This window comes from Neobacillus sp. PS3-34 (assembly GCF_030915465.1).
In the GTDB taxonomy this organism is placed as follows: domain Bacteria; phylum Bacillota; class Bacilli; order Bacillales; family Cytobacillaceae; genus Neobacillus_A.
This window is the reverse complement of the sequence record NZ_CP133267.1, coordinates 2,093,033-2,109,017: the sequence shown is the minus strand read 5'-3', so window position 1 is coordinate 2,109,017 and position 15,985 is coordinate 2,093,033. Positions and strand designations below refer to the sequence as shown.

The window sequence follows — 15,985 nt, the reverse complement described above, 5'->3', positions numbered from 1 at the left end:
AACACTTGGGCAACCAGGTGCACAAAGAGAGGAAAATGCGCATACTAATCATACGCAAATGTATGTAAAACCGAAATAACGGAGATAAGGGGGCGAGAATTGCCTCCAGAGGTTTCTTGCCCCCTAATATTAGGGAGGATACGGAAAATGTGTGGAATTGTAGGATATATCGGAACAAATGATTCGAAAGAAATCTTGTTAAAAGGCTTGGAAAAGCTTGAATATAGAGGTTATGATTCTGCCGGCATCGCAGTAATGAACGAGAGCGGTGTACATGTCTTTAAAGAAAAAGGCAGGATTGCAGACCTTCGCAGCATCGTGGACAATAATGTTCAAGCAAACACGGGTATTGGACATACCCGCTGGGCGACTCACGGCGTGCCAAGCAAAAGAAACGCGCATCCACACCAAAGTAGCGCGGGCCGCTTTACATTAGTGCACAATGGGGTTATTGAGAACTATGACTTATTGAAGCGTGAGTATCTTAAAGATGTAACGCTTGTAAGCGACACAGATACAGAAGTCATCGTTCAGTTAATCGAGCGTTTTGTAAGCGAAGGTCTTGAAGTGACAGAAGCGTTCCGCAAAACATTGAAGCTGCTGAAAGGCTCTTATGCGTTGGCGCTTTTAGACGGACAGAATAATGAAACCATCTTTGTTGCAAAAAATAAAAGCCCTCTGCTTGTCGGTTTAGGAGAAGGCTTCAATGTTGTGGCAAGTGATGCCATGGCGATGATTCAAGTTACAAACCAATATGTGGAATTAATGGACAAAGAAGTCGTAATCGTTAAAAAGGATCGCGTAACGATACAAAACCTGGACGGAGAAACAATCAGCCGCAGTCCATATACAGCTGAGCTTGATGAGAGCGATATCGAAAAAGGCACTTATCCACACTATATGTTAAAAGAGATTGATGAGCAGCCGCTTGTGCTTCGTAAAATCATCCAAAAATATCAGGATGCACAGGGGACATTAACGATCGCTCCTGAAATTCTTGAAGCCATGAATGATACAGACCGCGTTTATATCATTGCTTGTGGTACGTCTTACCATGCAGGCCTTGTTGGAAAGCAGTTCATTGAAAAAATGGCGAAAATTCCGGTTGAAGTTCATGTTGCGAGTGAATTCAGCTACAATATGCCGCTTTTATCTGAAAAGCCGCTATTTATCTTTATTTCACAAAGTGGAGAAACAGCAGACAGCCGTGCAGTACTTGTTTCCATTAAAGAATTGGGTTATCGTGCCCTAACCATTACCAATGTTCCAGGCTCAACCCTATCACGTGAAGCAAACTATACATTATTGCTCCATGCAGGCCGGAAATTGCGGTGGCATCTACTAAGGCTTATACAGCTCAGCTTGCTGTCTTGGCGATTCTTGCTGAAGTAACAGCGAAAAGCCGTGGAATCAGCTTGGACTTCAATCTTGTGAAGGAACTTGGGTTGGTTGCAAATGCGATGATAGTCCTTTGTGAATCAAAGGAACAAATTGAAGATATTTCCCGCAAGTTTTTATCAACAACACGCAACTGCTTCTTCATCGGCCGTTCTGTTGACTATTATGTAGCCTTGAGGGTGCTTTAAAGCTGAAGGAGATTTCTTATATCCAAGCTGAAGGTTTTGCCGGCGGAGAATTAAAGCACGGCACAATTGCTTTAATTGAAGACGGTACACCTGTCATTGCTTTGGCAACTCAAGAGCCAGTAAACTTAAGCATTCGCGGAAATGTGAAAGAAGTCGTTGCCCGCGGTGCAAATCCATGCATCATCTCAATGAAGGGGCTGGAAACAGACGAAGACAGCTTCGTCATTCCAGAAGTTCATGAGTTATTAACACCACTTATCTCTGTAATTCCATTGCAGCTAATTGCGTACTATGCAGCGCTGCACCGCGACTGTGATGTAGATAAGCCGAGAAACCTGGCAAAATCAGTTACAGTTGAATAATCAATATATAAGAGAAAAAAGGGTTGTTCACAGACATTATTGTTGGTAACTAGACATTAATGTTGGTAACTATTTATTGTAGTTGGTAACTAAACAAAAAAGTAGGTTACTCAAACATGTAGTTTTTAGAATTAATTAAAGAGAATTTGGAAATATTGTTTTATAGGGCTAAACAGCAATAAAACGATTAAAGCATTACCAAGGGCTAAATTGTTGCAAATGGTTGATTCTAAACCTTAAGCACCAATTAACAAAAAACTTTAAGAAAAGCTTAAAAATTAAATAAGCATTAGTAAAAAATTAGTTAAAAACTAATGCTTATTTAATTTTGCTTTTTTCAAAGTGGATGTTAATTGGTGCTTTTATTTTTGCTATTTTTTATTAATTTTTATGGAGGAAGTCATATATGTCGAATGGATCAAAACAAAAACGACAACAAAACCAAATTAGGGACGGAAGAGGACAGGGTTCTGGAAAAGATTATAAACCCTTTATACATGCACATGACAATAAGGTTGCATCAGAAGGCTGGGTAACCAGGCACCTTGGCTGGAAAACGCAAAGAATTCACCATACACTGTCTAATCATGAAAGAAAATACCTGTATTTTTTGGAATGGCTTGATGTAGTGGTTGACATTAGAGAACAGTTTCCTTTACTTCCATTAAGCCGGACAGAGGAAATAGCCAAGCAGCTTGGTATAAAACATGCAAACGTAGATGGAGTGCCGGTTGTGATGACTACTGACTTTTTGATAACATTACGAACTTCTCAAGGATTAATTGATATAGTTCGAACAGTGAAGCCTGCCTCAAAATTAACTAAACGGACTTTAGAGTTATTTGAAATCGAAAGGAGGTTCTTTTTGGAACAGGGAATTGATTGGGGAATTGTAACGGAACGACGAATGCCAGATATATGTATATCAAATGTAGAGTGGATGTATGAAGCAAGATACTTGGATACTAGGCCTAATGTAGATGAAGAGCTCGTTTTACTCATTAAAAGGCCCTTTTTAAAGTGATATTTCATGATCAAGGTAATACATCCATAAGTAAGTTATGCCTCAGATGTGACAATACATTTGGCATAGAAAATGGTACAAGTATGTTTATCCTGAAGCACATGCTTGCAACAAAAAAATGGAGGACCGACATGAATACAAAGATAAAAAATTCAAATCCATTAATAATAGTCAATTGTGAAGAACACGAAATTTCTCGTAATAAAGACGTAGGATGAATGGAGTAGAAAAACAATGGTTATTTATCAAAATTGTATAATTGAATTGCTAAATTTAGATTTAAAAACTGACAAAATTATTCGAGTTCTTTGGATATCACCTAGTCAAGAAGATATTTACGTAGTGGAAATAAATGATCATAAAAAGATGACTTTCCCTTTTGCCATTAATTATAAGGAGTTATTAAGTGAGTTGGAAGATGATAGAGCGCGAATAGTAAAGGTAGACCCGGACCTACGATTGATTTCACCAGATCCAGCGTATTTGGAAAAGTACAAAAAAGATCGGGACACTAACTGGAATATCATTAATGATATTGTTTGCCGAGAACCAGAAATATACATATCAGAGTTCCGAGGAGCAATGGTCGAGGAAACGAAAGAGAAGACCGGGAAATCTAAAAAAGAAATATATAAATTTCTGAAGAAGTATTGGTTTTATGGCAAAACAAAAAATGCTCTTCTGAAAAACTACTTCGATTGTGGTCGCAGTTCAAAACCAAGGGAATATTCAAAGAAACCTGGACCAAAGCCAAAGGGTGGTAATGGTTGGATTGTTACCGAAAAGGATAAAGAAATTTTCAGAAAGGCTATAAAGAAATTTCATATAAAAGAAAAAATGGACCTTACAGCAACACATCAACATATGTGTGAAGAATGGTATCACTCTGGGTTTTATCGTGAACATGGTGTAATGGTGCCCATAATCGAGACTGAAAATGCTCCTACTCTACGTCAATTTACATATTGGTATTATAATGAGTTCTCCTCTATGCAAAGGTATTCAAATCGAAGAGGCAAACGAAAAGCAGAAATGAATGTAAGACCGATTCAGGGAGATCCAACGGCAAGGGCAATAGGTATAGGACATTTATATGAAATTGATTCAACACCGGCAGATATAATCCTGGTTGCAGAAGACAGGGAAACGATAATTGGAACGCCAACTTTATATATTGTTAAAGATGTTTATAGTCGTATAATTGCAGGTTTTCATGCCAGTTTAAGTCCTGCCTCCAAAATTGAACTTATGGTTGCAATGATTAATGCAGCATCAGACAAAGTAGAGTTTTGCAGGCAATACGGAATTGAGATAAAAGAAAGTGACTGGCCGTGTAAAAATCTACCGGTTTATTTGGCAGGTGACCGAGGAGAATTGAAAAGTAAGTGGGCTGAAAATCTTGTGAGCCTTAAGGTTGACGTTGATAATGCACCATCTTATCGTGGCGATTTAAAGCCCTTTGTAGAACAACATTTTAGGTTAATTAATAAAGAAATTCGTGAGCTATTTTATAAGGCAGGGGCAAAACCTCCTAAAATGATAGAACGAGGCGATGAAGATCCCACAGGTAAGGCTGCGTTAACCATATATGAATTCACCCAATTTATGATATTACAAATTCTTACCTATAATAAAAGCGCCCTTCCAGATGGATTTTTGGTAACTAAAGAAATGTTTGAGGAAAAAGTGGAATTAACACCAAAGGGAATATGGGAATGGGGAGAAAGTAAATCAGTCTTACATGAGGAGCAGTTTGATGTGCTTATATATAATCTTTTACCGAAGGAACAATCGACAGTAACTAGAAGAGGAATTAAGTTTTCGGATATGTACTATACAAGCGATTTAGGGCTGAAATCCGGCTGGTTTGTGGATGAGAGGATTGATGGAAAGAAAGAAATTGAAATCAGATATGATCCTCGTAACGTTAGCAGTATTTTTTTACGTATGAACAATGGAAAGATAGAAAAATGTTTGCTTACAGAAAAGTATAAAGAATATGATGGCTTACATTTAGAGGATGTTAAGGCAATCATGAAATACAAAAAAGATGAAATAAGGAATCAGGAGAAAGAAGAAAAACAACACAAAGCAGTATTACATGCCTTTGCAGAAAATCTCGCCAATGAAGCGATCAGAAAAACAAAGGATGCAACTGAATGCATGAGTCTAGCACAAAGGCAAAAAAACACGAGGGATACAAAAAAGTCGGAAAGTAGGACTGCTGGTAGTCAAAATGCATTCACCGCAAAAGAACCGTTAAGAACAAATGGAGAACAGATAGAAACCGCTGAAGTTATTATTTTTCCAAACAAAATTAACATAACACCCCAAAATGAGGAGTCCAGAATACAGCAACTTTTTGGAGCTAAGAATAAAGAAAGGAGAAGGGAGCATGAATCTATGGAATGAAGGGCAAGAACTGTTAAAAGGTGTTCATTGCAAGGCTGAATATAAAGAACAAATTGTAGAGCGAAATCAAGGAAATCCATTTATTGAAGCGATACCAAACCGATTAGATATCGAAATCTTTTACGATAAATTATATTCCGTTCCCATGTTTAAAACTGAACACTTGGAACTAGGAATTGAAGACCGTTTGGAACTTGTACAGCAAATAAAACCTAGCTTTTGGTTACCCCTTCCTAGCCATTATGATAAATATAGGAGTCTATACAATATGCTAAAAATAGGTTATCAGTCAAGAAATCCCGTTACGGCTATATATAACAGACAGTTTGCTATAGGCTGGGATAAAATCCTTGAAACAGGATTAGATGAAAATGGTGCAAATATTGCTGGTAACATTCAAACGGCACAAAGTTCAACTGAAATTGGTTTAAGTGGCATGGGGAAAAGCAAAGTTTACGAACGAATACTAAAACTATTATTTCCACAAGTTATCCATCATAGTGAGTACAAAGGAAGAAAGTTACTTACCACACAAGTGGTTTGGCTTAAAATTGAGTGCCCAAGCGGTAAATCAGTAGGTGCATTATGTAAAAATTTTTATGCAGCTGTTGATGATTTGCTGGGAAGTAAGTTTTATGAAAAACACGGGAAAAAGGTGGGACAATTGATGATTTGGCGAAAAGAATGGTTAAGGTGGCAGCGCAAATTAATCTTGGAGTATTAATTATTGATGAGATACAGAATGTTCATAAGGCACATTCTGGTGGTGATGAGAGAATGATTAATTTCATAACTGAATTGGTTAATACTATAGGAATTCCCGTAATTGTGATTGGAACTTTCAAAGCAATGTATCTGTACAAAAAATCATTAGCTGTTTCACGTAGAGGCATTCCAGATATGTACAATGAAAATGTTACAAGTTTAATGCTGGAAGATAGTTGGGGATGGAATGAATTTATTCAGAATCTATGGGATTTGCAATACACTGCAAAATATACGCCGTTAACAGACGACTTAAAAATGGCTATGTATTACCAAACGTTAGGCATACCGGATATAGCTGTGAAGTTATTTATGCATGTGCAGGCAAAAGCGATATTAAATGGAGAAGAAGAAAAAATTACGGTATCACTTTTAAATGATGTGGCGTCAAAGAGTTTACGCCTTCTTCAACCTATTTTTGAAAAGATAAGAAGGGGGAGCAGTATTTCGTTGTTAGACGAATTAGATGATGTTCACTTAGAATGGGATTCGTTTAACGATTATTTTAAACAAGCATCCCACCGTGTAAATCTTTATGGTAAAGCAGCTAAAGATCATTCTCGTGTTAACCAACAAAAAAATAAAGATTCAATCTTTAATGAACTTGTGCAGTTTGCATTAAATATAGTTTCAAGTACTGAATTAGCAGAATCACTTGCACTAACTGTTTTTCAAGCGAGTGAGGGAATGGGGGATAAGACCACAATGTTCGCTCATTTAGCACAACTCTCATTAGCTAATAAGTTGCCAAGTTCTGTAACCGAATACGTGAACGAAGAGAGTGGTTTACCAAAGTCAACAAAACCAAAAAAAATAAAGCCGTTACTAGAACAAAGTGATATTCGTTTTATTGTCAATGAAGGATTAAAAAAAGGATTGTCCACAGAAGAATCCTTGTTTGAAGCAGGTTTAGTAAAAGAATATGATGAACTGCCTAAAATCATTTAAGAAAAAATAATCACTCGTGGAGAAAAAATGACACCTTTAATTTCTTTTCCAGAACCTTATCCTGATGAAGACTTTAGGAGCTTGGTTTATCGTTCTCATATTAGGTCATCGAATGGGACACTGGCCGAAACTAATATGGATTTATTTGAAAAAAATTCTGGGAAGTACTCTATATTTCCAAGCAAACTAATAACATTTTTGATGAAATTACCAATTGGACATTCATATAGTTTAGATTACTTTATTTTAAACCATACATGGTATGGTTTAATTTTTGCATTCATGAAAGAGGGGAAGAGGAAAGAACTTACAGAAGTAATTAAATATGGGGGTGAAAACTCATTTTATATTTCTTCTAACGTTCCTAATAATTTGTTTTCTCATACGACTCGATATTGTCCATTGTGTTTGAAGGAAGATTTAGAGTTATATGGTGAATCTTACATTCATAGAAAACATCAAATAACGTTTATGGATTTTTGTCATAAGCATTTTGTTCTATTAATCGATAAATGTAGTTGTTGTGATGTGGATTTAACCAGTATTTCTTATGATAGGTTGAAAAATCGTCCGTGTTGTAAAAATGGACATGACCTGACGAGACTTATCAAAACGGTTTTGATTAGTGAATTAGAGCAACTAAAAATTGATGTATTTAATCTAATTTGTTTTTTAAATGAAAATTATCAGACTTTTAATTCAGAGAAAATCACTCATAAAATTCTTATGGGATTATGGCAAAAAAAATTTATTCAGTATAAAGGGAGGATTTTAAAAAAGGAGTTGATTTCTTCTATTATCTCCGAGTATGGTAACTTTCAATTACAAGCTATTTCATTAAGTCCAGGACAGATCATACATAGATCTTATGTAGCAAGAGTATTGAGTAAGGAACTTAACCAAGATATTATTTTTTATTGTTTATTAATCCTCTATTTGTTTCGTTCGAAGGAAGAATTTGTGAGTTATCATATTGATATTGCAAATCCAATACCCTTCGGACAAGGACCATGGAAATGCTTAAATAAAATTTGTGATGGATTTAATAATTATGTGATAAGTAAAAGCAAGCGTATCACAAAAAGTTCTGGGGGTATGGTTATCTCTTCAGAGTTTGAATGTCCCATTTGTGGACAAATCTATGTGAGAAGGTGGCATCCAAATAAGGATAAAAAGGAAAAAGTGATGTTTAAAACAATGGGAAAAAAATGGATTAATCACGTTCTGCAATTATACCTGAGTGGAAATTCAGCTTATGTAATAGCTCGAAAACTCGAGTGTTCAGAATTCGGAGTAACAAATAATTTGAATAGAATTGTTGGCAGATCAACTATTTTAACAGAAAAGAATAGAGAAGCTGCAAAGCAAATTATTCAAGCATATTGGGAAACGACTGGTACTAGTGAGATAGATACAAAAAAAGAAGAGTTTCGTAATGTTATTATCAATATACTAAATTCTTGCAAATCCATAAGTAGAACGGACTTATCCAAAAAGATTCCCTATGTTTATCAATGGCTGAGAATGAATGATATAGAATGGCTAGAATCGGCCTTACCTCCAAAAGAGACTAATAAAAAAGTACCTGAAAACTTAAAACACTTTGATGAGCAATTAACAGTAAAAATCCAAAAAGTTAGCGAGGAATTATATAATACATCCCCTTACCAAATAAAAAAAACAACGATTTTAAAAACACTTTCTAAGATTGAAATGAACCGACTTAATTCTATGTCCAGACGTCTTCCGTTGAGTACTGTCATGTTAAATAAAAACATTGAGTCATTGAATGATTATCTCATTAGGAGGTTACCTTTTGTAATAGCTAGTTTGTTAAAGTATGGTTATAAAAACATTACCCTAAAAAGTTTAGAAAGTAATGTAAGGAATTATAGTAAGTGTGACCCTGATACAAAAATAAAAATTAAAGAGTATTTAAAAGAAATGGGCTTTTGTGATTGATTGATAATTAACTAAATGGGTAATAATGGGGAGAAAAAGAATGGAGTAACAGCAATGATTTTCTTCCCTAATCTTTACAAAGATGAATTACTATTTAGCGTGTTAGCAAGATTTTACCAATATTCAGGTGATGTAAACAAAAAACACTTTATGTTCGATTTATTTGATTCTTCTACAACTTGTGCATCGACAATATTTCCTACAAATCTAGAAAAACTATGTGAAAGCCTACCATCCCCCAATGCATATTCCTCCGATTATTTTATAAACAATCATACCCTGCTTCCTTACTATTCCCCTTTTATAACTAATGATCGTGAAAATAAACTCAGATTAATTATGAAAAATGAAGACGGAACAAACATATTTATGAGCTCTGGTAGAACCGCAAGTACTGTTAAAAATGAAAAAAAATTAAAATATTGCATATTGTGTGTTGATGAAGAAAAACAAACCCAAGGTGAATGTTACTGGCATAGGACACATCAGATTGAAGGAGTAAAAGTTTGTCCAATTCATAATACATGGCTTATTGAGTCATCGAATCCATTCACTGAAAGAAAGCATAAACATGAATATATATCTTTAGAAGATAGTATAAGGGATTCTGATTTAATCAGTCTAGATACCAATCTTAAGATTGAGTTTAAGCATTTTCTGTATGTAGCAGAACAAACGGATTACTTGCTCAACAATAGTATTCAGCCACTAGGTTTGGAGAACTTAAAAAATTTTTATATATCTAAATTGAATAAGCAACAATTAGTAACTTTAGAAGGCAGAATCCGATGGAAGCAGTTGATTCCAAAGTTTAATGAGTACTATGGAAAACAGTTATTAGATACTCTAGAAAGTTATATCTATCCTGATGAAAATGATACATGGTTACATAAGTTACTTAGAAAGCCAAGGGTAAGTTGCCATCCCTTAAGACACATTTTGTTTTTGGAATTTCTAGGAGAAAATATCTCAACAATGGTTAGTCAAATCGGTTCGACATCTTATAAGCCCTTTGGGAACGGACCTTGGATTTGTCTAAATAAAGCTGCGGACCATTTTCATAAACCTATCCTGACTTCTTGTGTTATAACAAGGGATTATAAAACGGGTCTACCTATTGGAACATTTTCATGTTCGTGTGGATTTGTTTTTTCTAGAAAAGGGCCAGACAAAACAAATGAAGACCAATTCAAAATTGGGAGGATCAAAGAGTTTGGTTGTGTATGGAAAGAAAAGTTAGCCGACCTTTCACAAAAGGGATTATCTTTACGAAAGATGGCTGAAATACTTGGAGTAGACCCTATGACAGTAAAGAGGATGATGATATCAAATGTTGAAGACCCCAAAAAATATCTTCTTCTGTAAATATCGAGAAAAAGCAAAAATATAGAGAGGAATGGGTCTTACTCCTTAAAAACAGTAAAGATAAATCCATTACTGAATTACGCTCTATAAATTCAAAAGTGTATATCTGGCTATATCGGAATGACAAAGAATGGTTTAAAAATAATACTCCTTCTACTAAAAAAGTCACTTCTGATAAGGGTATCACAAGGATTAACTGGGAGAAAAGAGATCAGGAAATGGCCAAACAGGTAGAATTAATTGTTACAAGCATTTTATCTGAAAAATATAAGTTAATTAGAGTAACCAAAAATGAAATTGGCCGTAGGTTAGGTAAGCTGGCCTCACTAAGTAAAGGGTTGGAACAACTTCCAAAAACAAAGGAATTACTTAATCAAAGCATTGAATCAGTTGAGCAATTTCAAATAAGAAGGATAAAGAATGTCATTAGAGGGTTTAACAAAACAAAATCATCTATAAAAGAATGGGAAGTAGTTCGTGCAGCGGGTTTAAAAACGCATTCTGCAGAAAAGCTTAGAACTCATATTCATGAAGAGATTTATAAAGATTGTAAAAATGAAAACATTATTTTTTGAGGTAGGAAAGGACCAGTATGGGTCCTTTTTGCATTTACATTTAAAACTGAGTTTAATATTGCATTAAGAATTCACTAAATTTTCTAAGGTAAATATAGGAAAATGGTGAGATTTGTCGAATTAATAATTTATGTCAATCTGCTTAAGGAGAAAATTTATGGAAAAGATTGAAGAATTGATAAAGCATGGATATGAATGTGACTATCTAGACTTTAAAGAAAAACAATATTCGAAAGACAAGCATATGGATCTAATTGCTGACATTATGGCAATGGCAAATTCACGTCATGAAGGAGACAAATTCATTATCACTGGGGTTAAGGATAGGCCGGAAGGAAAAGAAATAAAGGGGATTACTCTTGAGGAATTTGTTGATTCATCAAATTATATCCAGGTTATTTTGAGTAATATTGAGCCCGATATACAGTTTGATTATTTCAAATATGAATATGAAGGGACTCTTCTCGGGGTTTTTAGAATTTATAATACAAATAATAAACCTTATATGCTTAAACGAAAATACAATAAATTAAATGAAGGTCTATGCTTAATTCGTAAGGGGAGTTCAAACTCTGTAGCAAAACGGAGTGATTTTGATTTTATGTATCAGAATAATGGGTTAATTGAAGTTAAATTTCTTGAACAAACCCTTTATGCTGTACATGATTTGGATGGTTGTGCATCGATAGACGTACTATTAGCAAATACCACCGAGAACCCAATTACAATCACTGCAGGTTATATGAACATACACAATAAGGATGGTAAAAAATTATCTCACCATCCCGTATTTGGTATAGATAGAGTGGTTGGAGCTGATTTTAAAATAGGAATACAGCCCAAATCAGAAATAGTTGGTAAATTATTTGTTGGTTTCAGTTCATCTGATCCTTTACGATTAGATATTGATGAATACGGTGTTGGAAACTATAACTGCCGATTTGAACTTTTACTATTTGATGCACGTGGAAACCAATACTCAACAACAATAGAACAAGGAAATGTGCTTGTAAATGGTGATTTTCTTTGGAAGGTGAAAAAACAAAAAGGGATTCCTCATAAGTTTCGGACACATAAAATGAAATTTTAATATCTTATTACAAGGTTCAAAAAATTGTTAATTATTATCTAGGAAAATAGTATTAAATACAAATTCTTTAGTAGTAAGAAGGGATAAGAGATGTATCTACATAGTTTGAAATTATGGAACTGGAGAAAATTTTCTGTTGGTGAAGATGGAAATCCTGGGATTGAAGTTGAATTTAAGGAAGGGTTAAATATTTTAGTTGGTGAAAATGATTCAGGAAAAACTGCAATTATCGATGCCATCAAAATAATTCTTGGAACAAACAGTCACGATATTAATTGGGTGACAGAACAAGATTTTAATAAAGATAATACCTCATTAAAAATTGAATGTATATTTAAAAAGTTAAGTCCACTAGAAGAAGCATATTTTTATGAATGGTTATCGCTTCAATCACAAACTTCTGAACTTCGCATTGTATTGGAAGCAGAGATTTATGAAGATATTAATAAACAGAAGAAAATTAAAAGAAGTGTAAAAGCAGGTCCGGAAAATTTAGAAGTTGGTATGGAAGATACTGTTCGACAATTATTAGCAGTGACATATCTTAAGCCATTACGAGATGCTACAACTGAATTAAGCCCAGGTACACGTTCTCGTGTAGCTCAAGTAGTAAAAAGCTTAAGTGATTTTACAGATGATAGCACAGAAAAGCAACAGATTGTTGATAGTTTTACAAACGCTTTTGATGAATTAAAGAGAGTACTAAATGAACCGGTGTTGAGTAAAATTAGACTAACTGTTAATGAATTCTTTGAGGAAAATAATAAAAAGGAACCTGAAATAAAAAATAGGGAAATGAGTTTCTCAGAGATTTTAAGAAAACTAGAATTGAACTTAGGAGAGATTGGAACAGGCTTAGGAAGCTCCAACCTATTATTTATGGCTGTTGAATTATTATTGCTAAGTGAAACAGAAGTGGGACCCAAAATTGCTTTGATAGAAGAGATAGAGGCACATATACATCCACAAGCACAACTTCGAGTTATTAAACACTTTGAAAAGAATGCTGATGAAACAGGTATGCAATATATTTTCACATCCCATAGCCCAGTGTTAGTAGCTTCGATATCCTTAGAAAATATTATTCTTATTTTCAATCAACAAGCTTTTCCAATGAATAAAGGCCAAACAAAATTGGAAGCAGATGACTATGAATTTTTAGAAAGGTTTTTAGATGCAACTAAAGCTAATTTATTTTTTGCTAGAGGCGTTATCTTTGTAGAAGGTGATGCAGAGAACTTATTATTACCTTCCATTGCAGAGATCATTGACCGACCCTTACATAAATATGGTGTTTCAATTATAAACGTTGGCAATTTGGCATTTAAACGATATTCATCCATCTTTATTAGAGATGATGTTAATAAGCCAATGAATTTTCCAGTTTCTATAATAACCGATTTAGATTTAAAACCAGTCGAGTATTATGAAGAACCTTGTTATTTAAAAGTGGATAGCGGATTAAATAGGAAAATCGCTGACATTTATGAAAGTGAACAATTAAAAAGTCAATTAGAAGAAAACATATATGTTCAAATGAAGGATTTAATAAGTAAATCTAAAACAATTTATGGTGAAAAAGTAAGAGAGGAATTTTCAGGGGTTGAACAGAAAAAAATGTTTGAAGAAATAGCTAAAAGTATAGAATCATTGTTGCAATCTGTAGACCCAAATTTTAATGAATGTAAAATAGTAAAAGAGAATGAAATTAAAGAAAGATACTTCAACAATATGGAAGAAACAAAAGTATATATATCTCAACCATGGACTTTAGAGCACTCTATAGCACATAGTAGTTTAAGGGAAGAATTTGAAGATACTTTATTAAAGTGTCACTACATTCAAGCATCAAACAGACAGGAACAAAAGAAAATTTGGGAAGCGATAGTAGGTCCAGTTGAAAGAGCCACAAATGTTTACTCTTTTTTATTGAAAAAGGAAGTTTCTAAGTCTATAGTAGCTCAACAATTTGCAAAATTCCTCATAGATAATAAACAAAGTTTAAAAGAAAGGTTATTACAAGATCAAGTGTTGAAGCATCTAATAGATGCAATCAAACATGTAACAGGAGGAGAGAACGTTGCAGTTTGATGATGTAGAATATGAACTAATTGAGAAAATTTTATTGGGTGATGGAAGATTTAATAGTTTGCAAAGAGAGTTTATTGAATTGTTCGAGACAAAAACGATTGTAGCGGGGCCAGGTGCAGGAAAAACAACTGCATTAGCTGCAAAAATAGTATTGCTACTAAGATATCTAAAAAAAATTGGGAGTAAAGAAGGCGTTTGTATTATTACATATACAAATGTAGCTATTAATGAGATCCATACTACACTTCAAAAAGCGGGTATCGCAAGTATCTCCCATCCACATTTTATTGGTACATTACATGAGTTTTTTAATAGGTATTGTGTGCTGCCATTTTTTAAAAAAGAGTACAATCATAATACTTTATTTTTTGATGAAGAATCCTCTAATGATTTAGAGTTTTATAAAAAATTCCTAATGAGAAGATATTCTTTTATGCAGGATGGTGCAAGGGCATTTATTGCAGAGAAAATTCAAGAAAGCACTCTTTTCTTCGATAGTTCGCGGGGCTGTATAGATATAGAAAATACTAGTGGATGGGATAAGTTTGAAAGATATAGGGCTGATGCTTTACAAGCAAAACATTCCCGTAAAAAGCAAGGTTTTTTACAGTACGATGACACGTTTATGTTTTCCAATTTATTTTTAACTAATTCCCATTATAGCGAGATGCTAAGGAATCGGTTTAAATATATATTTATCGACGAATTTCAAGATACAACCCCTATAGGAATTGAATTATTGAGAAGAATATTTGATTCAGAAAATAATATATTGCAAATAATTGGAGATCCTTATCAAACAATCATGTATGGCCAACCTATGCCTGAAATTGTTGAGAATCAGGTTTTTAAATTAAATTTAACAAATCGCTTTGGGAAAGAAATCTCAAAACCTTTGAATATAATAATGCCTACCGTAGATATTCAAACACCTGAAGATAAAGTTTCTTTTGCTCCAATTATTCTATTGTATGAAGAGGAGAATCAAATATATACAGCATATAAAAGGATTATTAAAGAGTATGAACTTCAGTCTCAGACTTTTAAAGACAATAAAAAGAGCGATAAAGTATTAGTTTGGAATAAGAGATGGACGCCTAGAATAAAGCCAGGAATAACGTATGGTAATAAAAGATCTAAGGAGCTAGAAACGATTAGTGTTCAGTTAAAACGTTTAGTAATCGAATTTGTGTGTAAAAAAATTAGAAACGACGATGAAAGCTTTTCTGAATTGAAAAAATGGGTTAAAAACCATGAGAGAATCATGGAGTTAAACAAACTATTATTAGACTTCTTAAAATTAGGGATTGCTGATGAAAGAAAGCAACGACTAAAGGTGTTTATAAATGATCTACTACAAGAAAAAGGAGTAGCAAGAATTAATATTACAAACTCAATATTTCGTGAAATTGACAATATATTAAATTGTTCGGATAGTAGAGGAGTAAATGGAATTGAACTTACAGAAGATGATGTTTTTACTATACATTCTGTAAAGGGTGAAACCTTACGTTCAGCCCTACTTGTTAATTTTGATGATGGTCCTCTCACGGACATACTTTTTCATAGATACGGGATTCTTAGTGATATTAGTTATCAATACACAGATCATAATTTATTATATGTAGCAATTAGTAGGGTTACACATCTTTTTGTGTATGCACTCCACAAGGACCTTTGTACTGAAGAAGTACGTGATAAAATGAAAGTAGATTGGATAATAAAGGGTTTACAGGGAAGTTGAAGTGTATGGGATGAACTGACGGAAATAAAGTAAGTTTTTTAAAATTGTTAGGCAGTATAGG

11 protein-coding genes and 1 pseudogene are annotated in these 15,985 nt (G+C 33.9%); all 12 read left to right on the top strand.

What is annotated here, in order from left to right:
- Window positions 1-147 precede the first annotated feature (147 nt).
- The 12 genes and pseudogenes from glmS (at window position 148) to RCG23_RS10780 (ending at window position 15,924) form a co-directional block, all read left to right on the top strand.
- Window positions 148-1,948: pseudogene (gene glmS, locus RCG23_RS10835) on the top strand (glutamine--fructose-6-phosphate transaminase (isomerizing)).
- A 406-nt stretch (window positions 1,949-2,354) separates the two neighbouring features.
- On the top strand, window positions 2,355-2,972 hold the full coding sequence (locus tag RCG23_RS10830; RefSeq protein ID WP_308179704.1) for a TnsA endonuclease N-terminal domain-containing protein: 618 nt from the start codon (window positions 2,355-2,357) through the stop codon (window positions 2,970-2,972).
- A complete protein-coding gene (locus RCG23_RS10825; RefSeq protein ID WP_308179703.1) occupies window positions 2,969-3,190 on the top strand; it encodes a TnsA endonuclease C-terminal domain-containing protein in 222 nt (73 codons plus the stop codon). Before RCG23_RS10830 ends, RCG23_RS10825 begins: the two co-directional genes overlap by 4 nt.
- 16 nt (window positions 3,191-3,206) lie before the next feature.
- Window positions 3,207-5,384: a Mu transposase C-terminal domain-containing protein gene (locus RCG23_RS10820; protein ID WP_308179702.1), complete on the top strand. Its 2,178-nt coding sequence runs from the start codon at window positions 3,207-3,209 to the stop codon at window positions 5,382-5,384.
- Window positions 5,368-6,108 carry a hypothetical protein gene (locus RCG23_RS10815; RefSeq protein ID WP_308179701.1) on the top strand — a complete coding sequence of 247 codons (741 nt, stop codon included), beginning with the start codon at window positions 5,368-5,370 and terminating at the stop codon, window positions 6,106-6,108. The genes RCG23_RS10820 and RCG23_RS10815 overlap by 17 nt, the downstream gene beginning before the upstream one ends.
- Window positions 6,057-7,097: a TniB family NTP-binding protein gene (locus tag RCG23_RS10810; protein WP_308179700.1), complete on the top strand. Its 1,041-nt coding sequence runs from the start codon at window positions 6,057-6,059 to the stop codon at window positions 7,095-7,097. The genes RCG23_RS10815 and RCG23_RS10810 overlap by 52 nt, the downstream gene beginning before the upstream one ends.
- Window positions 7,098-7,124: 27 nt before the next feature.
- The gene (locus RCG23_RS10805) at window positions 7,125-9,059 is read left to right on the top strand and encodes a TnsD family Tn7-like transposition protein (RefSeq protein WP_308179699.1); all 1,935 of its coding nucleotides are present in this window, start codon (window positions 7,125-7,127) and stop codon (window positions 9,057-9,059) included.
- Between the two features lie 15 nt (window positions 9,060-9,074).
- Window positions 9,075-10,424 carry a TnsD family Tn7-like transposition protein gene (locus RCG23_RS10800; RefSeq protein ID WP_308179698.1) on the top strand — a complete coding sequence of 450 codons (1,350 nt, stop codon included), beginning with the start codon at window positions 9,075-9,077 and terminating at the stop codon, window positions 10,422-10,424.
- Window positions 10,409-10,999, top strand: coding sequence for a TnsD family Tn7-like transposition protein (locus RCG23_RS10795; RefSeq protein WP_308180031.1), 591 nt, complete (start codon window positions 10,409-10,411; stop codon window positions 10,997-10,999). The genes RCG23_RS10800 and RCG23_RS10795 overlap by 16 nt, the downstream gene beginning before the upstream one ends.
- Before the next feature lie 157 nt (window positions 11,000-11,156).
- Entirely contained in the window at window positions 11,157-12,089 is a 933-nt protein-coding gene (locus tag RCG23_RS10790; protein ID WP_308179697.1) for an AlbA family DNA-binding domain-containing protein, read from the top strand.
- A gap of 90 nt (window positions 12,090-12,179) precedes the next feature.
- Window positions 12,180-14,180 carry an ATP-dependent nuclease gene (locus RCG23_RS10785; protein WP_308179696.1) on the top strand — a complete coding sequence of 667 codons (2,001 nt, stop codon included), beginning with the start codon at window positions 12,180-12,182 and terminating at the stop codon, window positions 14,178-14,180.
- Window positions 14,170-15,924: a UvrD-helicase domain-containing protein gene (locus RCG23_RS10780; protein ID WP_308179695.1), complete on the top strand. Its 1,755-nt coding sequence runs from the start codon at window positions 14,170-14,172 to the stop codon at window positions 15,922-15,924. The genes RCG23_RS10785 and RCG23_RS10780 overlap by 11 nt, the downstream gene beginning before the upstream one ends.
- Window positions 15,925-15,985: the final 61 nt, after the last annotated feature.